Here is an 18,648-nt window from a genome sequence, read left to right as displayed (position 1 = left end):
AACATCTCCTAATAGACGTTGCGTCCGCTGAAGATCTCTATCATCTCGCGCCGAAGACTGGTACTGATCAGCAGTCGTGTCTTTGGCGGGATTTCATCGACATCCGTATTAAAGAGATAATTTTGTAATTGCGGCTCCTTGATGAGCATACGCGTATGAAAAAGGCTGGCCTGATAGAGATTGATGTCCACCGCATCGTATTCGTCCAGGGTTTCTTGCTTGATAAACTCTTGGATCGAGGTCATTTTCGAATCCATGAACAGCTTGCGCCCCTGCAGATCTCTCGTAAATCCGCGCACACGATAGTCCATCGTAATGATATCCGAATCAAACTGGCTAATGAGGTAATCGAGTGTTTGCAGCGGCGTGATCTCTCCGCAAGTCGCAACATCGATATCGACGCGGAACGTCGCGATGCTCGTATCCGGATGGAACTCCGGATATGTGTGAACGGTCACATGGCTCTTGTCAAGATGCGCCAGTATCGTTTCGGGCGCTGAGGCGGCTCTGTTGACGGGTTTCTTACTACCGGATATGACGGCGGCTTCTTCCGCAACCAGCATCGTCACGCTCGCCCCCTGCGGCTCATAGTCCTGCTTTGCAATATTGAGAATACGCGCCCCAATCATATCCGTCACTTGAGAAAGTATCTTGGTAAGTCGGTCGGAATTATACTGTTCGTCAATATATTTGATATAGTCCCGCTGTTCTCGCGCAGATTTTGCATAGCAAATATCATAAATATTGAAACTCAGCGCTTTCGTGAGATTGTTAAATCCATATAGTTTCAGCTTTCCATCCAACGCCGGGATTCCTGCCTTTCCTGTTCAAAAAATAATACACATCGACTGTAACAATATATTTTGATATAGTGGCATACGTCTGCATCATCTAGTTTTTACGATGCGGCGCATGGTCTGCTCTCCATTTCTTAATCGCGTCCAGACGCTCGCGGAATCGTCCTTCGACGCCTTGATCCGTCGGGTGGTAATATGTTCGATCCGCAAGTGCATCGGGCATACACTGCATATTTGTGATATGTTCCGCCGCCTCATGCGCATATTGATAGCCTTTGCCGTAGTCTAGCTCCTTCATGAGTTTGGTCGGGGCATTTCGAATGACAAGCGGTACCGGTTCGGCAAGCATCGTGCGTGCATCCGCTGCAGCAGATAAGTAGGCAACTTCCATCGCATTCGATTTCGGGGCAAGCGAGAGGTAGATCACTGCCTCGGTGAGATGTACGTTGCACTCGGGAACACCGATATACCGGCATGCCTGATATGCCGCGACGGCGATCTCAAGCGCACGCGGGTCGGCAAGACCGACATCCTCCGCCGCAAAACGCGTAACCCGCCGCGCAACATAAAGGGGATCTTCCCCTGCTTCGAGCATGCGCGCGAGCCAGTACACGGCGGCATCGGGATCGGAATTGCGCATCGACTTATGGAGCGCCGAGATCAGATTATAATGTTCCTCCCCCGTCTTATCATAGAGGAGTGACTTGCGGGAAATGCATTGTGCGAGATTTTCTTCCGTCACCGTAACAATGCCGTCTTTTTCCTCCGCATTGAGGATCAGCATCTCAAATGTGGAGAGTGCGCTGCGTGCATCTCCGTTGGCAAAGCGTGCAACCGCGAGTACGGCGTCCTCCGATATGTCTATCTTTTGACCGCCGAGCCCGCTCGGAAGTGCCGCCGCGCGCAATAGGAGCTTTCGAATGTCCTCCGTTTTCAATCCTTGCAGTACGAATACGCGGCAGCGAGACAAAAGCGCGCCGTTGATTTCAAACGACGGATTTTCCGTCGTCGCGCCGATGAGGACGATACTCCCTTTTTCCACAAAGGGCAAAAAGGCATCCTGCTGTGCTTTGTTAAAACGATGAATCTCATCGACGAAAATGATGACACGCTGACCGTAGGCACGCTTTCGTTCGGCTTCCTGCATGACGGTTCGAATGTCCTTGATGCCGCCGGATACTGCGGAAAACGTAATAAACTCCGCCTTTGTCCGCGCCGCAATGATCTGCGCCAGCGTGGTTTTTCCAACGCCCGGAGGTCCCCAAAAGATCATTGAAGTAATTTGATCGCTTTCGATGAGGCGACGCAGAATTTTTCCTTTCCCCAGAAGGTGCTCCTGTCCGACAAAATCCTCCAGCGTATGTGGACGAACACGTTCCGCAAGCGGTCGGTGCAGAGCTTGTTCAAAAAGCCCCTGCTGTTCATCCATTTGCCTCATCCTCCAAGCACAGTATATCTCATGTTGAATTATCGCATAAAATTAAGTCTTAGGCAATAGAAAAAACGATTCGGAAAAAATTCTCCGAATCGTTTTTATCGTTTCGCAGGCGTTACAGAATAAACCGCGACATGTCATGATCTCGCGCGATGTCGGCAAGGTAACGATCCACATACGCCGTATCGATGACGATGTCTTTTTCGGTCAGATCGGGTGCATCGAACGACAGATCCTCAAGGAGTTTTTCAAGGAGCGTATAGAGACGGCGTGCGCCAATATCCTCCGTCTGTTCGTTAACCGTCTCGGCAAGCTCTGCCAAACGCCCGATCGCATCGTCTCCAAAGGTCAGCGTAACGCCCTCTGCCCCGAGGAGCGCAGCATACTGCTTGATGAGCGCGTTCTTTGGCTCTGTGAGAATGCGCTCAAAATCCTCTTTGACAAGTGATTTCAGCTCGACGCGAATCGGAAAACGCCCCTGCAGCTCAGGAATGAGATCGGACGGCTTTGCAATATGGAACGCTCCCGCGGCGATAAAGAGGATATGATCCGTCTTGACAGGACCGTACTTCGTAACAACGGTCGATCCCTCCACGATCGGAAGAATATCCCGCTGCACACCCTCGCGCGATACGTCCGCACCCGAACTGTGTCCGTTGCCGACGGCGATCTTATCGATCTCATCAAGAAACACGATACCGCTGTATTCCGCGGCATATACCGCCTCGTCTGCAACGACATCCATATCGACAAGTTTATCCGCCTCTTCGGCGGTAAATAATTTACGCGCCTGACGGATGGAAACCTTTCTCCTGCGGCGGCGCTTTGGAACAAGAGAACCGATCATCGACTGTAAATTATCGCCGACTCCCTCGAGCGATGATCCGGCGAACATTCCTGCCATGGGACGGGAGGATTCCTCCACATCGATCTCAATCATCTCGTCTTCGAGTTCTCCCGCGTGCAGACGCTTGCGCACCCAGTCGCGTCCGGCTTGATACTTCGGCGGTTCCTGCTTCTCTTCGGCGGGTTCTTCCTCTGCGCCAAAGAGTTTGCCGAGCGGGTTCACCGATTTCTTTGGCGTGGGAACAAAGACGTCGATCAGGCGTTCCTCTGCGTTTTCCGCCGCCTTTTCCTTGACCTCTTCCAGTTTCTCCCGGCGCACCATACGCACGGCTGTCTCTACGAGATCCCGCACGATGGATTCAACGTCGCGTCCGACATATCCGACCTCTGTGAACTTCGTCGCCTCGACCTTGAGAAAGGGCGCACGGACGAGACGGGCAAGGCGGCGGGCGATCTCCGTTTTGCCGACACCCGTAGAGCCGATCATGAGGATGTTCTTCGGAATGATGTCCTCGCGCATATCGGTATCGAGCTGCCGGCTGCGCCAGCGGTTGCGCAGGGCGATGGCGACGGCGCGCTTCGCTTCCTGCTGGCCGACAATATATTTATCCAGTTCTGTAACAATCTCGCGCGGTGTCTGTTCGTTCACGCCGATAGAACTCATGATTCCAGCACCTCCACCGTAATGTTATGATTCGTATAGACACATATGTCCGCCGCGATGGAGAGTGATTCCTTCGCGACGGCAGGAGCGTCCATGTCGCTGTGCAGTGTGAGGGCACGCGCTGCGGCAAGAGCGAAGAAGCCGCCCGATCCGATGGCAGTGCAGTCGCCGTCCGGCTCGATCACTTCGCCGTTGCCCGAGATCATGAGGATGCCGTCCTTGTCCGCGACGAGCAGGAGCGCCTCAAGTTTGCGCAGCACCTTGTCCGTACGCCAATCCTTTGCCAATTCTACAGCCGCCCGCTGGAGGTTTCCGCTGTAGGATTCGAGCTTTGCCTCAAATTTTTCAAACAGGGTAAATGCGTCCGCCACCGATCCCGCGAATCCCGCAAGGATCTTTCCGTGATAGAGCCGACGTACTTTGCGTGCGGTCGCCTTCATAATGGCGCGCTCTCCAAAGGTCACCTGTCCGTCTCCGGCAATCGCGACCTTATTCCCCTTCTTTACGGCGACGATTGTGGTCGCATGAAATGTCATGGCGATTCCTTTCCGTTTTCTTGCAGGAAATCATCTAATGCGGCAAGCGCGCGGCGCGCGGTCAGCAGCTTTTTTTCCGGTTTCCGCGTACGGCGCGGCAGATCTTCGAGCGGTGGCAAGAGTCCGAAATTGATATTCATCGGTTGGAAATGTGCCGGGTCACAGGTCGTAATATAATGCGCGAGCGCGCCGTGACACGTTGTCTGCGGAAATACGACAGGTGTCCGATCCGCCGCGATGCGTGCGGCGTTGATCCCCGCCGTAAGGCCGGAAGCCGCCGACTCGACATACCCCTCGACGCCCGTCATCTGTCCGGCGAAGAATAGTGTATTCTCCGAGCGCAGCTGAAAAGTCGGGCGCAGATGCCGCGGTGCGTTGATAAAGGTGTTTCGATGCATTACGCCGTAACGCAGGAATTCCGCATGAGAGAGTCCCGATATCATCCGGAATACGCGGCGCTGTTCCGCCCATTTAAGGCGCGTTTGGAATCCGACGATATTGTAAATCGTCCCCTCCGCATTGTCTTGTCGGAGCTGAACGACGGCATACGGACGCTCTCCCGTCTCCGGATGCTCCAGCCCCATCGGTTTGAGAGGTCCAAAGAGGAGCGTGTCTTTGCCGCGCGATGCCATAACTTCAACGGGCATACATCCCTCAAAGAAAATCTCTTTTTCAAAATCATGCACATCCGCTTTTTCAGCTGCTGTGAGTGCCTGCCAAAACGCTTCGTATTCCCTATCGTTCATGGGACAGTTCAGATAGGAGGGTTCGCCTTTCCCGTAGCGGGATGCTCGATATGCCTGTGTCATATCGATGCTCGCAGCATCCACAAGCGGCGCCGCCGCGTCGTAAAAGTACAGTGCGTCGTCGCCGAGCAAGGCATGAATTTCATCGGCAAGCGCACCGGACGTGAGCGGTCCCGAGGCGATAATAACAACGGCGTCTTCGTCACGCGGAACGGTCTTGATCTCTTCTCGCCGGATGCTGATGTTGGGATGCGCGGTGATTTGCTCCGTAATATATCGGCTGAACCCCCTGCGGTCTACGGCAAGAGCGCCGCCGGCAGGAACTGCGGTTGCGTCCGCCGCTCGGATGATCAGTGAATCCATCCGGCGCATTTCTTCTTTCAGTACGCCGACGGCATTTTCAAGTCCCGCGCCGCGCAGAGAGTTGCTGCATACCAGTTCCGCAAAATCATCCGTCTTGTGTGCGGGAGAGGTACGTCCGGGGCGCATCTCGAAGAGCGTCACCTCTGCGCCCCGACGTGCTGCCTGCCACGCGGCTTCACTGCCTGCAAGCCCTGCGCCGACAACGATGACCTTCTTCATGTATTTGATCCTTTTTTACGGGAGGCGGTACGCTTTGCACGCGTCTTTGTATTCGTGTCCGCACTTACATCGGCATCTTTGTTTGTCTTGGCGTTGGCACGCTCTTTCTGGCGCGCGAGTTCTTTTTCAATCGGGCTGCCGATGCGGGATTCACATTGTTCGTTGCTACAATAGAGAATGGTACGCCCCGTGCGGTAGCGATGCTTTTGCATGAACGAACCGCAGACCTTGCAGGTCTCCTGCTGCGGCTCGTCCCATGTCGTATAGTCGCAGTCAGGATAGCGGCCGCAGCCGTAGAATGCACGTCCGCGGCGACTCTTGCGTTCGACGATTTTACCGCCGCATTTGGGGCACTGTACGCCCGTATCGCGCAGCAGGGGCTTCGCATTGCGGCATTCGGGGAAGCCGGGGCATGCCAAAAATTTACCGAACCGTCCCTGTTTAACAACCATCATTCTCCCGCATTTATCGCAGGGAATGTCGGTGATTTCCTCGGGCAGATCGACGGTGCCGATGATCTCTTCCGCCTTTTTGAGAGTTTCGTCAAAGGGTGTATAAAATTTTTGTAGCAGTTCGTTCTTGTTAAGCGAACCGTCGGCAACCTCGTCCAGTTCGCCCTCGAGGTTCGCGGTGAACTTCGCATCGACAATATCCTTAAAATATTCGCCCAGCATATCCGTAACGATGAAGCCGAGCTCTGTCGGGCGAAACTGCTTTTCACGGCGTTCCACATATCCTCGTTTTTGTATTGTCTCGATGATGGGCGCATAGGTGCTCGGACGTCCGATCTCCATATCCTCGAGCGCTTTTACCAAGGACGCGTCGTTATAGCGCGGCGGCGGTTCCGTAAAATGCTGCTCCGGGTCGAGCGCGGTGAGGGAGAGCATATCCCCTGCGGACAGCTCCGGAAGGATCGTATCCTTTTCCTTTTTAGAGCTCTCTGCACCCGCATAGACAACGGTATATCCTTTGAATTTAATCTTCGATCCATGTGCGCGCAGCTGGTAGTCGCCCGCCTCGATTTGAGCGGATACGGTATCGTAGACTGCCGCCGTCATTTGACATGCGGCAAAACGCTGCCAGATAAGCGTATAGAGTCGCTGCTGATCCCGGTTGAGATACGGCTCCACCTCGGACGGCAGGCGCAGGATGCTCGTCGGTCGGATCGCCTCATGGGCGTCCTGTGCTTTTTTCCCGCCGGCGTAGATGTTGGGCTTTGCCGGCACATAGTCCTGCCCGTACTCCTCGCCAATATAGCCGCGCGCCTCCTCGATCGCAAGATTTGAGAGACGCGTCGAATCGGTACGCATATAGGTGATGAGACCGGTCGCACCTTGACGTCCCAGCACAACGCCCTCATAGAGCTGCTGTGCAATCATCATTGTGCGCCCGGACGTAAAGCCGAGCTTTCGTGCGGCATCCTGTTGGAGGGAACTCGTCGTAAACGGCGCCGCCGGTTTCTTGCGGCGTTCGCTCTGCTTGACTTCCTTGATCTTAAATTCCTGCGCGGCGAGATCGTCCGTGACCTTTGTGGTCTCCTCTTCGCTGTGCAGAGACGCCTTTTCTCCACGGATGTGCGTTAGTTCGGCAATGAATGAGCTCTTATCTTTTTTGACCTTTGCCTTGACCGTCCAATATTCTTCGGAGTGAAAGGCTTCAATCTCTTTCTCTCGGTCGCATATGAGGCGTACCGTCACGGACTGCACGCGCCCTGCCGACAACCCCTTGCGGACTTTGCGCCAGAGCAGAGGAGAGAGTTTATATCCGACGATGCGGTCGAGCATACGGCGTGCCTGCTGTGCGTCCACCTGCTCCATGTTGATGGGGCGCGGATGATGGATCGCTTCGGCAATGGCGGGCTTTGTGATCTCATGGAAAACGATGCGGCAGTTCTCCTTTGGATCGACGCCTAGGATAAATGAAAGATGCCAAGCGATCGCTTCGCCTTCGCGGTCGGGATCGCTTGCCAGATAGATCTTATCCGCTTCTTTTGCCTCTTTTTTGAGCGCACGAATGAGATCTCCTTTTCCGCGCACATTGATGTACTTCGGCGTGAACGCATCCTCCACGTCGATGCCGAATTGACTCTTCGGGAGATCGCGCAAATGCCCCATCGAAGCCCTGACGATATAGTTCTTTCCTAAATATCGCTCAATGGTCTTTGCCTTCGCGGGCGACTCCACAATAACAAGCGTTTTTCCCGCCGACTTTTTTTTGTTCGTCTTTTCATTGACTGCTTTTGTCTTGCGTACAGATGATGTCGTAGCCAATCTGTCAGTTCCTTTCGAGGCGCCGATAGGCGTGCATTTCATTTTCTGTAATAATTCCCTTGAGCTGCATCTGAAGGAGGAGCAGCGGAATATTTGCCGTTACGGCATCGGGCAGGCTCTCCAGTATCTCGTCCATTGTCAGCGGATGATCGCAGGAGAGCACCTTATAAATACGAGCTTCTTCCGGAGTCAGGCGGTCTTTCACAGGGCGTTTGGGCAAAGGGACGATATTCATATCTTCGAGGATCTCATGAGGAGATTCTACGAGACGCGCTCCGGCGCGGATGAGATTGTGACAGCCGCCGCTCTGCGGAGAGTATATGCTGCCGGGAATCGCATATACGTCGCGCCCTTCGCTGAGCGCCATTTCCGCCGTGATGAGGGAACCGCTGCGCCGCGCGGCTTCAACGACCAAAACGCCCTCAGAGAGTCCGCTGATAATGCGGTTTCGCGCGGGGAAAAATGCGGGGAGCGGCTGCGTTCCCGGTGCATACTCCGAAAGGACGGCGCCGCCTGCGTCGATGATTTGTGCAATCAACCGCCGATTTTCCGGCGGATATGCAATATCCACGCCGCAGCCGAGTACCGCCGCCGTCCTGCCCGCACGCAGCGCCCCGCGGTGCGCACAACTGTCGATCCCGCGCGCGGCGCCGCTGACTACCGTCACCCCCGCCGCAGCGAGCTTATCTCCAAACTCCATTGCGGCGGCTTCTCCATACGGCGTAAACTTCCGTGCGCCGACGATGCCGACGCGTCGCGCATCGGCAAGCAGCATACCGCGATAATACAGCACGATCGGCGGATCGAAGATTTCCTTGAGGATGATCGGATAAAGTTCCTCGTCTATCGTCACCAGACAAATGCCGCGCTTTTCGCACTGCTCCTCGAGCTGCTGCGGAAGATCGGGGTGCTCGTGTGTGTGATGCGCAAGTTTTTCAGCTAATAGAGAGGAAAGTCCTCCGATGTTTTGCAGGGCCGCCGCATTCATCGACCAAATCTCCTCCGATGAGGAGACTCTCGTACGCAGGCGGCACATGCGCACGCTCCCGATATTATGACACTGCATCAGCGCCGCTAGGTACCACCGTTCTTCCATGCGATTTACACGCTCCTCATATTACCGAAAAACATACGGGAATGCAACCGAAAGCATTGATTTTATAGGAATAATATTTTATCGCGGGAACAGTTCGTCTCCAAAAACGTAATAGACCATTAGGAAAATCAGCAGGATGAGAAAGAGATCTGCCATCGTATTTCTCCTATGAAAAAAGAGGGGCTATGCCCCTCCCAAGATTTTGCATCATCACATAATGCGGCGTGCGCCGATATAACATGCGCCCCAGTAGCCGCCGCGCAGATTGTCAATCGCAACCCCGCGACTCGACGAAGCGTTGATGAAGTTGCCGTCGCCGAGATAGATGCCCACATGTGAAGGTCCGTATTCATAAGTCGAGAAGAACACGAGATCACCGGGAACCATCTCCGCGGAGGAAACCGGATAGCCGACGTCATACTGTGCATCCGCCGTACGCGGCAGGTAGATGCCCGCGTTTGCAAAGACGTAGCGGACAAAACCGGAGCAGTCAAATCCGGAGGGCGTTGTTCCACCGAAGGAATATGGAACGCCCAAATACTGCATCGAATCCGAAATTACGCGGCGAACGATATAGTTTGATCCGCGGCTGACCTGCGGCATCGTTTTTCCAAGAAGAGCCTCATAGGTCGAAGGACCGACCATGCCGTCTACGGTAAGACCGTGTGCTGCTTGGAACTCCTTGACCGCCTCTGCCGTCGCGGGGCCAAAATCACCGTCGGCGACAACATCATATCCTACGCTCGAAAGCTGCCCCTGAATCTCGGCAACGTCCGTTCCTTGATCTCCAATTTGGAATGACTCTGCACTCGCAATGGATGCGGAGCAGAGAAGCATTGCGGATAATGCAAGAATCTTAATTTTCTTTTGCAAGCAAACACTTCCTTCCACTAGATGCATTATGATATTGGCTACGAGAAACCAATAAGCCGAGTTCTGTTCCGCCTTGCGGCGGCGACAATCATTTATCTAGGCCGACGGTTGCCCGCAGGCTCAAGCGACTCTACCCGGAAGGTCGACGGGCCGCCTTTATCCTTCCCTATTTGGTCTTGCTCCATGTGGGGTTTACCAAGGCCGACCGGTTACCCGATCGCCGGTGCGCTCTTACCGCACCTTTCCACCCTTACCGGCAAAGCCGGCGGTTTAAATTTCTATGGCACTGTCCCTAAGGTCACCCTCGCCGGATGTTATCCGGCACACTGCCCTGTGGAGCTCGGACTTTCCTCATGCATCGCAAAAACGATACAGGCGATTGTCTCGGTTTCTCATACCAACGCAGAGATTATACCACATATGGCTGTCAGGTGTCAAAAGTTCCCCTAGCCCTTGTATAATATAGAGAATTCAGAAATCACCGAACATGTTGTCCATATTTCTAAAAAATATTTTAGAAAATTATTTTCCCATATGACATGAGACCTTCATCTGAGCAGCTTACTCCATATGTGCCACGCCGACAATCTCGTTGATGTGAGAAATGTCATGCTCTTCCATATAATGGAGAAGTCCGTCGCAGATCTTCATCATGATTGCAGGATCGGTGAAATTCGCGGTTCCAACGGCAACGGCGGAAGCCCCCGCGAGGAAAAACTCCACGGCATCCTCCCATGAAGCGATGCCGCCCATTCCGATGATCGGCACGCGTACGGCACGCGCCACGTCATAGACCATCCGCACGGCAACGGGTTTCACGGCGGGACCCGAGAGCCCCCCTGTGCGGTTGCCGAGCACCGGCTTTCCTGTTTCTATGTCGATGCGCATACCGATGAGCGTGTTGATGAGAGAAATCATATCGGCACCCGCCGCCTCGACCGCGCGCGCCATCTCCGTAATGCTCGTGACATTCGGGGACAGTTTCGCAATGACGGGCTTTCGCGTAGCGCGCCGCACTGCCCGGACGACAGACGCCGCGGCATGGGGATCCGTGCCGAACACAATCCCCCCCTCCTTCACATTGGGACAGGAGATATTGATCTCGAGCGCGGCGACATCCGGCACATTCAGCCGTTCTGCAACCGCCGCATAATCCTCGACGGAACCGCCTGATATATTGACGATCACGTTCATGCCGTAGTGGCGAATGCGCGGCAGGATTTCCTGCAGGAACACATCGACGCCCGGATTTTCAAGACCGATGCAGTTCAGCATTCCCTGCGGCGTCTCCGCGATACGGACGCCGTCGTTCCCACGCCGCGGGTGCAGTGTCGTCCCCTTGACCATCACGCCGCCGAGACGCGAAAGGTCAACAAAATCCGCGAACTCCTCGCCGAACCCGAAGGTGCCGGATGCCGCGAGCACCGGTGTGCACATATCAATGCCCGCAAGCGTCGTATGCAGGCGTTTATCCCGTTCATGATGCGTCATAGTATACCTCGTCGGCGGAAAATACGGGGCCGTCCTTGCAGACCTTGCGCCGTCCGTATTTCGTATCAACGGCACAGGACAGGCATGCACCGAGTCCGCACGCCATATGCCGCTCCAGTGAGACCTCGCAGGGGACATCGTACGATGCCGCAAGCGCGGCGACGCGCTGCATCATGACGGGCGGCCCGCAGACGGCGATGCCGTCATAACTCTCCTTTGCGAGCAGCTCCGGCAGGAGTGTTGTCACGAATCCTTTCGTGCCATAGGAGCCGTCGTCCGTCGTTATAAACACCTCATGAACATAGGGGGCGTAAATATGCTCCCAAAAGAGTTCGTCTTTCGTACGCCCGCCCATCAGCACACTTGCCGTTCCCCGGCTCTCCGCTGCAAAAAAGAGGAGTGGTGACAATCCCATACCGCCGCCGACGAGCAGGGGGCGGCGCAGCTGCGTTCGAAAACCCTTCCCGAGAGGTCCCAGCACGGAGACCCGTGCGCCGGGACGCGCTGCGGCAAGCGCCTGGGTTCCCTGCCCCACTACGCGGTAAATGAGCCGAATCCATCCCTCCGCGCGCGACACCTCGGCAATACCGAGCGGACGGCGCAGAATGCTCGTGCCAAGAGGAACGGATACATCGACGAACTGCCCCGGAAGCGCCTCTGCCGCAACGGCGGGCGACGTCAGCGTCATGATATATACCCCCGCACCGGGACTCTCATGCGCCGCAATGCGGGCTTCCTCGACGAACTTAGGCAAGGTCATCCCCTCCGCCTACATAGTCTTGAAGCGCAAGCGCATAGACGAGACGCCGCTTGCGCATAAATTCCAGCACCCGCAGAACCTCCCACGCCGTATCGAGCGAAGTCAGACAGGCGATGCCGTGTTCGACCGTCGCACGGCGGATCTTAAACCCGTCGCGCGCAGAATGCTTGCCCTGCGTGAGTGTATTGATGACCATGTTGATCCGTCCGCTCTTGATCATCTCGATGATGTCCGAACTGCGCTCATGTACTTTGCCGACCACATCGACGTCGATGCCGAGCGCGGCGATCGCCTTTGCCGTCCCCTCGGTCGCAACGATTTCAAAATCAAATTCGGAGAACGCCTTCGCGAGCTGTTTCATCTCCTCCTTGTCCTTATCCGCGACGGTAAAGAGCAGTCGCCCCTTCGTCGGGATATTGAGTCCCGAGCCGACGATCGCCTTGTACAGCGCGCGGGCATAGTGATAATCGATGCCCATGACTTCGCCCGTGGACTTCATCTCGGGTCCGAGAGAAATATCGACGTCCGTCATCTTTGCAAACGAGAATACGGGAGCCTTTACCGCAACGTAGGGACGCGGCGGAATCAGCCCGGAATGGAAACCGAGTTCTTTCAGTGAAGCGCCCATCGCAACCTGCGTCGCCACACTGACCATATTGACGTTTGTAATTTTCGAAAGGAACGGCACGGTGCGGCTCGATCGCGGATTCACCTCGATGATGAACACCTCGTCGTGCGCGACGACGAATTGGATGTTCAGCAGCCCCTTGACATGGAGCGCGACGGCAAGCCGCTTTGTATAGTCGATGATGGTATAGATGACACGGGCGGGAAGCGTCTGCGGCGGATAGACGGCGATGCTGTCGCCCGAGTGAACCCCCGCGCGCTCGATGTGTTCCATGATGCCGGGAATAACGACGTCGACGCCGTCGGAGATCGCATCGACCTCCACCTCCGTCCCCTGCATATAGCGATCCACGAGGACGGGGTGATCCGGCGTGACCTTTACAGCGCGCTGCATGTAGTCGCGCAGCTCGTCCTCATTGTAGACAATCTCCATCGCACGGCCGCCGAGCACATAGGAGGGGCGCACCATCACCGGATAGCCGATGCGCTTTGCCCCTGCAACGGCATCCTCGAGGTTTGTGACGCTGATTCCCTCGGGGCGGGAAATCCCAGTCTGCGTCAGCACCTCGTCGAACCGCTCGCGATCCTCGGAGCGGTCGATGTCGTCGACCGACGTTCCATAGACACGAAGCCCCGCGCGCTCCAAAGCGGCGGCGAGGTTGATCGCCGTCTGCCCGCCGAACTGTACGATAACGCCGTCCGGCTTTTCCTTATCGACGATGTTCAGCACATCCTCGACCGTCAGCGGCTCAAAGTAGAGCCGGTCGGAGATGTCAAAGTCCGTACTGACTGTCTCCGGATTGTTGTTGATGATGATGGCTTCGATGCCCATACTGCGGAGCGCCCAAACGGAATGTACCGAGCAGTAATCGAACTCCACGCCCTGCCCGATGCGGATCGGCCCCGAGCCGAGCACAATGACCTTCTTTTGATGCGATACGGCGACCTCGTCCTCGGTACCGCGAAAGGTAGAATAGTAGTACGGGGTCGCGGCTTCAAACTCGGCGGCACATGTGTCGACCATTTTGTAGCACGGCACAATGTTGTTCGAACGGCGCATACTGCGAATCTCATCGACCGTCTTGTGCGTGAGTTCCGCAATCGAAACGTCGGCAAGTCCGGTCCATTTTGCCGCGGCAAGCAGCTTCGGCGTTAGCGGAGACGAGGCAAGCTCATTCTCCATATCGGCGATATGCTTCAGCTTATGGACGAACCATTGATCGATCTTCGTGATCGACGAAATGTCCTCAACCGATAATTTGCCGCGGCGCAGTGCTTCGGCAATGAGAAAAATCCGCTCGTCATTGACGAACGAGAGGTGTTTTTTTATGAGCTCGTCGTCCCATGCGTCAAACCGCTCCATGTGCAGCCGATGGACGCCGATCTCGAGCGATCGTACCGCCTTCAGGATTGCCCCCTCAAAGCTGCGGTCAATCGACATGACCTCGCCGGTCGCCTTCATCTGCGTCCCAAGCGTATGATCGGCGTAGATGAATTTATCGAACGGCCAGCGCGGGAACTTGACCACGCAATAGTCGATCGTCGGCTCAAAGCAAGCCTTTGTCTTTTGTGTGACGGAGTTCACGATCTCGTCGAGCGTATAGCCGATGGCAATCTTCGAGGATACTTTCGCGATGGGATATCCGGTCGCCTTCGAAGCGAGCGCGGACGATCTGCTGACGCGCGGATTGACCTCGATGACATAGTAGCGATCGCTCTGCGTATCGAGCGCATACTGTGCGTTGCAGCCTCCCTCGATGCCGAGCTCCCTGATGATGCGCAGACTGGAGCTCCGCAGCATCTGATACTCGTGATCCGTCAGCGTCTGTGCGGGAGCTACGACAATGCTGTCTCCTGTATGGACACCGACGGGATCAAAATTCTCCATACTGCATACGGTGATGCAGTTGTCACGCCCGTCGCGGATCACCTCGAACTCGATTTCCTTCCATCCCGCAACGCTGCGCTCGATGAGCACCTGCCCGATCATGGAGTAGTTAAGTCCCTTGATAACGATAGCAATGAGCTCTTCTTCGTTTTCCGCGATACCACCGCCGGTGCCGCCCATCGTGTAGGCGGGGCGGACGATAACGGGATAGCCGATCTTATTGGCAAACTCGACGGCGGAATGCACATCCTCCACGATGGTGCTTTCCGGGATCGGCTCACCGAGCTTTTCCATCGTCTCCTTGAACCGCTCCCGATCCTCCGCCTTTTCGATGGCGTCGAGCGAGGTGCCGAGGAGTTCCACACCGTGTTGCTCCAATATCCCCCTCTCGGCAAGCTGAACGGCGAGGTTCAGCCCCGCCTGCCCGCCGAGGGTCGCAAGGAGACCCTCGGGCTTTTCCTTTGCGATAATCTCCGCCAAAAAATCGACGGTGAGCGGTTCGATATAGACGCGATCCGCAATATTCGTATCCGTCATGATGGTCGCGGGATTGCTGTTGACGAGCACGACCTCAAGACCGTCCTCCTTGAGAGAACGGCAGGCTTGGGAGCCGGCGTAGTCGAACTCTGCCGCCTGTCCGATGATGATCGGCCCCGAGCCGATGACCATAACCTTCTTCAAATTTTCCTTGCGCGGCATCGTTTACACTCCCTTCATCAAATCCCAAAACGTATCAAAGAGGTACATATTGTCGTCGGGACCCGGCGCCGCCTCCGGATGGTACTGTACGGAAAATATCGGGAGCGACGTATGCCGCAGTCCCTCAATCGTCTCGTCGTTGACGTTGATATGGGTTACCTCGAGAGGCGTTCCGGCAAGAGAGGCGGGGTCGACCGCATAGCCGTGGTTCTGCGCGGAGATATGTACCTGTCCCGTTGTTAGCGTCTTTACGGGTTGATTGCCGCCGCGATGACCGAATTTCATCTTGTATGTCTTTGCACCGAACGTCAGCGCGAGCAGTTGATGCCCAAGGCAAATACCGAAGATGGGCTTCTTGCCGACAAGTTTTTGAATCTCCGCCACGATCTCCGGAACATCCTGCGGATCTCCCGGGCCGTTGGAGAGAAACACGCCGTCCGGATCTAGCGCGAGGACTTCCTCGGCAGTGGTATGAGCGGGAACGACAGTCACCTTTGCGCCGATACGATTGATATTTTGCAAAATACTGCGCTTAACGCCAAAATCCATAGCGACAATATGCGGAGCATTTGAAACGTCGGTCTCAAGCACATAGACTTCGCGCGTCGTTACCGTATCCACATGATCGTCCGGCAGCTCGATGGCTAGGAGCCGACGAACCTCTTCATCGGAAGTATCGGACGGAACAAGAACGCCCTTCATCGCGCCTGCAGAACGAATATGCCGTGCAACAGCTCTTGTATCTACATCATATAGACATGGAATGTGGTATTTGTGTAAAAAATCTACAAGTGTCCCCTCGGACTGCCAATTATTCGGAAGATCGCAGAGTTCGCCAATGACAAAACCGCGCACAAAGGGCTGCGGAGCCTGCATGAATTTCTCCGCGACACCGTAATTCCCGATGAGCGGATAGGTCATCGTCAGGATTTGCCCGCAAAAAGACGGGTCGGTAAGGCACTCCTGATAGCCCGTCATACAAGTGGTAAAGACGACTTCTCCCACCGATGCCGCACTGCCTTGGAGCAATGTCCCGGGAAAAATTGCGCCGTCTTCTAGGATCAGGTTTCCTTTCATTTAACGACCACACCGTCCTTCATAACGATCTCACCGTCGACAACAGTGAGCACAGCTTTCCCCTTGAGCTTCCTTCCGACAAAGGGGGAATGGCTTCCTCGCGTATAAAACTTTTCCGCCTCCACCGTCCAAAGGCGCTGCGGATCGATGACGACGACATCGGCGGGAGCGCCCTCGTTCAACGTGCCGGCATTCAGCCGGAAGACGCGTGCCGGTGCATAGCTCATGCGCTCGATCACTGTCTCCATATCCATTTTTCCCGTATGAACGAGATCGGTCAGGACGACGCCGAGTGCGGTCTCAAGCCCCGGAAAGCCGCTCGGCGCATAGACATACTCGCGATCCTTATCCTCGCGCTCGTGGGGCGAGTGATCCGTGACAATCATATCGATCGTTCCGTCCGCAAGCCCTGCCACCATCGCATCGACATCCTTCTGCGTACGCAGCGGCGGATTGACCTTCGTAGAGCTGTCGACGGGATTGACGCATTCGTCCGTCATGGTCAGATGATGCGGCGTGACCTCGGTCGTCACGCGCACACCGCGCGCCTTTGCCTCACGCACGATCTGAACGGCACGCGCGGAGCTGATATGCGCCACATGGACGTGCGCACCCGCGTACTCCGCAAGCATGACGTCGCGCGCGACGGCAATATCCTCGGCGACCGTCGGACGCCCCTTAATCCCGAGCATCGCGCTCCGATGTCCCTCATTCATCGCACCGTCCTCCACGAGGGAATTGTCCTCCTCATGGTTGATGATCGCCTTATCAAACGGGACGAGATAATCATAGGCGCTGAGGAGCACCTTTGCCGACGGGTCAAAATGTCCGTCGTCGGAGAACGCGACAGCGCCCGCTTCCACCATATCGCCCAGTTCCGCAAGCTCCCTGCCCTCTTGATTCTTCGTCACGGCGCCGATGATGTGGATATGGATCACCGACACATCCTCGGCGCGCTTTTGCAGACTTCGCACGAGCGCGGCAGTATCAACCACGGGACTCGTATTCGGCATCGTGGCAACCGTGGTATAGCCGCCCGCCGCGCCTGCGCGCGATCCGGAGGCAAAATCCTCCTTTGCCTCCTGTCCCGGCTCGCGGAAATGGACATGCATATCGATGAGCCCCGGGGTGACGATTTTCCCCGTGGCGTCGTAGACCTCGGCATCAGGAGATTTCAGGTTTTTACCGACTTTTTGAATGATGCCGTTTTCGATGAGAACATCGGATACTTCGTTTCGTTTTGAGCCGGGATCAATCACTGTTCCGCCTTTTAAGAGCAGCGTACTCATTCGTGTTTTCCTCCCATCAACGTCAGCGTAAAGAGCGCCATACGGACGGCGACTCCGTTCCTCACTTCTTCTTGAATCCGAGACTGGACATGATAGGCAACGGACTCCGAGATTTCCCAGCCCTTGTTCATCGGTCCCGGGTGGAGCACGATGGCGTCCTTGTTCGCAAGCCCCAGTCGAGCTTCATTCAGCCCGTAGATGCGCGCATATTCGCGTGTCGACGGGAAGAGTCCGCCCTTCATGCGCTCCAACTGGATGCGGAGCACCTCGACGACATCCGCACCTTCCAGTGCGTCCTCTACCCGGTCGTGCACGGTAATCCCCTCTTCTTCGTGCAGGAATCGCGGCAGGAGAGGCCTTGGTCCCGCGATGTGGACGTCCATCCCCATCTTGCGCATCCCCTGTATATCGGAACGCGCCACGCGGCTGTGCAGGACATCGCCAAGGATTGCGACCTTGAGCCCCGCGAGTTTTCCTGCATATTCTTCGATCGTATAGAGATTGAGGAGCCCTTGCGAAGGGTGTGCATGTGCTCCGTCTCCCGCATTGACGATAACCGGTGAAACAACGGATGCCGCATAGGCGGCGGCGCCTTCCGCCTTGTGCCGCATGACGATGGCATCCACGCCCATCGCCTCGATCGTATAGAGTGTGTCGCGCAGACTCTCTCCCTTGACGATGCTGGAGGTTCCCGACGTAATATTCACGACGTCGGCGCCGAGATATTTCCCCGCAAGCTCGAAGGACGTGCGCGTCCGTGTGCTCGGCTCGTAGAACAGCGTGACGATGGATTTCCCGCGCAGTGCGGGCACTTTTTTAATATCGCGCCCGACGATGTTCTTCATCTCCCGCGCCGTGCTTAGAATCAAACGGATCTCGTCTGCGGAAAAATCCTCCAGCGCAAGAATATCGCGCCCTTTCAGCGATAGCTCCCGACTCATATTCGCCCTCCTTCAGCAATAAAAAAGCTCT

Annotated in this window: 14 protein-coding genes and 1 other RNA gene; all 15 read right to left on the bottom strand. The window is 55.7% G+C overall.

Annotated features, from left to right (window positions below; translation table 11 throughout):
* Positions 1–8: 8 nt before the first annotated feature.
* On the bottom strand, positions 9–803 hold the full coding sequence (gene speD, locus K341_RS0102945) for an adenosylmethionine decarboxylase (protein ID WP_026761795.1): 795 nt from the start codon (positions 801–803) through the stop codon (positions 9–11).
* A gap of 88 nt (positions 804–891) precedes the next feature.
* A complete protein-coding gene (locus K341_RS0102940) occupies positions 892–2,226 on the bottom strand; it encodes a replication-associated recombination protein A (RefSeq protein ID WP_026761794.1) in 1,335 nt (444 codons plus the stop codon).
* 121 nt (positions 2,227–2,347) lie between these two features.
* Positions 2,348–3,742 (bottom strand): ATP-dependent protease ATPase subunit HslU, encoded by a 1,395-nt coding sequence (gene hslU / locus K341_RS0102935; protein WP_026761793.1) that lies wholly within the window; start codon positions 3,740–3,742, stop codon positions 2,348–2,350.
* On the bottom strand, positions 3,739–4,278 hold the full coding sequence (gene hslV / locus K341_RS0102930; RefSeq protein ID WP_026761792.1) for an ATP-dependent protease subunit HslV: 540 nt from the start codon (positions 4,276–4,278) through the stop codon (positions 3,739–3,741). Before hslV ends, hslU begins: the two co-directional genes overlap by 4 nt.
* Positions 4,275–5,606 (bottom strand): methylenetetrahydrofolate--tRNA-(uracil(54)-C(5))-methyltransferase (FADH(2)-oxidizing) TrmFO, encoded by a 1,332-nt coding sequence (gene trmFO, locus K341_RS0102925; protein ID WP_026761791.1) that lies wholly within the window; start codon positions 5,604–5,606, stop codon positions 4,275–4,277. The genes hslV and trmFO overlap by 4 nt, the downstream gene beginning before the upstream one ends.
* Positions 5,603–7,918, bottom strand: a complete 2,316-nt coding sequence (topA, locus tag K341_RS0102920; protein WP_026761790.1) for a type I DNA topoisomerase — start codon at positions 7,916–7,918, stop codon at positions 5,603–5,605. Before topA ends, trmFO begins: the two co-directional genes overlap by 4 nt.
* Positions 7,881–8,972: a DNA-processing protein DprA gene (gene dprA / locus K341_RS0102915; protein ID WP_026761789.1), complete on the bottom strand. Its 1,092-nt coding sequence runs from the start codon at positions 8,970–8,972 to the stop codon at positions 7,881–7,883. Before dprA ends, topA begins: the two co-directional genes overlap by 38 nt.
* 210 nt (positions 8,973–9,182) lie before the next feature.
* Entirely contained in the window at positions 9,183–9,845 is a 663-nt protein-coding gene (locus K341_RS0102910; protein ID WP_026761788.1) for a C40 family peptidase, read from the bottom strand.
* 37 nt (positions 9,846–9,882) lie between these two features.
* Positions 9,883–10,240, bottom strand: an RNA gene (gene rnpB / locus K341_RS12065) — RNase P RNA component class A.
* 166 nt (positions 10,241–10,406) lie between these two features.
* Entirely contained in the window at positions 10,407–11,336 is a 930-nt protein-coding gene (locus K341_RS0102905; RefSeq protein ID WP_026761787.1) for a dihydroorotate dehydrogenase, read from the bottom strand.
* On the bottom strand, positions 11,323–12,096 hold the full coding sequence (locus K341_RS0102900) for a dihydroorotate dehydrogenase electron transfer subunit (protein WP_211221199.1): 774 nt from the start codon (positions 12,094–12,096) through the stop codon (positions 11,323–11,325). The genes K341_RS0102905 and K341_RS0102900 overlap by 14 nt, the downstream gene beginning before the upstream one ends.
* Complete coding sequence (carB, locus tag K341_RS0102895) at positions 12,083–15,310, bottom strand: carbamoyl-phosphate synthase large subunit (protein WP_026761785.1); 3,228 nt, start codon at positions 15,308–15,310, stop codon at positions 12,083–12,085. Before carB ends, K341_RS0102900 begins: the two co-directional genes overlap by 14 nt.
* A 3-nt stretch (positions 15,311–15,313) precedes the next feature.
* The gene (carA, locus tag K341_RS0102890) at positions 15,314–16,387 is read right to left on the bottom strand and encodes a glutamine-hydrolyzing carbamoyl-phosphate synthase small subunit (RefSeq protein ID WP_026761784.1); all 1,074 of its coding nucleotides are present in this window, start codon (positions 16,385–16,387) and stop codon (positions 15,314–15,316) included.
* Complete coding sequence (locus K341_RS0102885) at positions 16,384–17,676, bottom strand: dihydroorotase (protein ID WP_026761783.1); 1,293 nt, start codon at positions 17,674–17,676, stop codon at positions 16,384–16,386. The genes carA and K341_RS0102885 overlap by 4 nt, the downstream gene beginning before the upstream one ends.
* Positions 17,673–18,617 carry an aspartate carbamoyltransferase catalytic subunit gene (locus tag K341_RS0102880; RefSeq protein ID WP_009348783.1) on the bottom strand — a complete coding sequence of 315 codons (945 nt, stop codon included), beginning with the start codon at positions 18,615–18,617 and terminating at the stop codon, positions 17,673–17,675. The genes K341_RS0102885 and K341_RS0102880 overlap by 4 nt, the downstream gene beginning before the upstream one ends.
* Between the last annotated feature and the right edge of the window lie 31 nt (positions 18,618–18,648).

The sequence above is a fragment of the Centipeda artemidis DSM 19719 genome, assembly GCF_000426665.1.
GTDB classification, from domain to species: Bacteria; Bacillota; Negativicutes; order Selenomonadales; family Selenomonadaceae; genus Centipeda; species Centipeda artemidis.
Note: the sequence above shows the minus strand (reverse complement) of the source record. Positions and strands in the feature narration are given on the sequence as shown.

What these genes read in the sequence shown, in the direction of transcription:
- K341_RS0102940 (WP_026761794.1), bottom strand. Translation starts at nt 2,226, where the DNA reads ATGGATGAACAGCAGGGGCTTTTTGAACAAGCTCTGCACCGACCGCTT.
- hslU (WP_026761793.1), bottom strand. Translation starts at nt 3,742, where the DNA reads ATGAGTTCTATCGGCGTGAACGAACAGACACCGCGCGAGATTGTTACA.
- hslV (WP_026761792.1), bottom strand. Translation starts at nt 4,278, where the DNA reads ATGACATTTCATGCGACCACAATCGTCGCCGTAAAGAAGGGGAATAAG.
- trmFO (WP_026761791.1), bottom strand. Translation starts at nt 5,606, where the DNA reads ATGAAGAAGGTCATCGTTGTCGGCGCAGGGCTTGCAGGCAGTGAAGCC.
- topA (WP_026761790.1), bottom strand. Translation starts at nt 7,918, where the DNA reads ATGAAATGCACGCCTATCGGCGCCTCGAAAGGAACTGACAGATTGGCT.
- dprA (WP_026761789.1), bottom strand. Translation starts at nt 8,972, where the DNA reads ATGGAAGAACGGTGGTACCTAGCGGCGCTGATGCAGTGTCATAATATC.
- K341_RS0102905 (WP_026761787.1), bottom strand. Translation starts at nt 11,336, where the DNA reads ATGACGCATCATGAACGGGATAAACGCCTGCATACGACGCTTGCGGGC.
- K341_RS0102900 (WP_211221199.1), bottom strand. Translation starts at nt 12,096, where the DNA reads ATGACCTTGCCTAAGTTCGTCGAGGAAGCCCGCATTGCGGCGCATGAG.
- carB (WP_026761785.1), bottom strand. Translation starts at nt 15,310, where the DNA reads ATGCCGCGCAAGGAAAATTTGAAGAAGGTTATGGTCATCGGCTCGGGG.
- carA (WP_026761784.1), bottom strand. Translation starts at nt 16,387, where the DNA reads ATGAAAGGAAACCTGATCCTAGAAGACGGCGCAATTTTTCCCGGGACA.
- K341_RS0102885 (WP_026761783.1), bottom strand. Translation starts at nt 17,676, where the DNA reads ATGAGTACGCTGCTCTTAAAAGGCGGAACAGTGATTGATCCCGGCTCA.
- K341_RS0102880 (WP_009348783.1), bottom strand. Translation starts at nt 18,617, where the DNA reads ATGAGTCGGGAGCTATCGCTGAAAGGGCGCGATATTCTTGCGCTGGAG.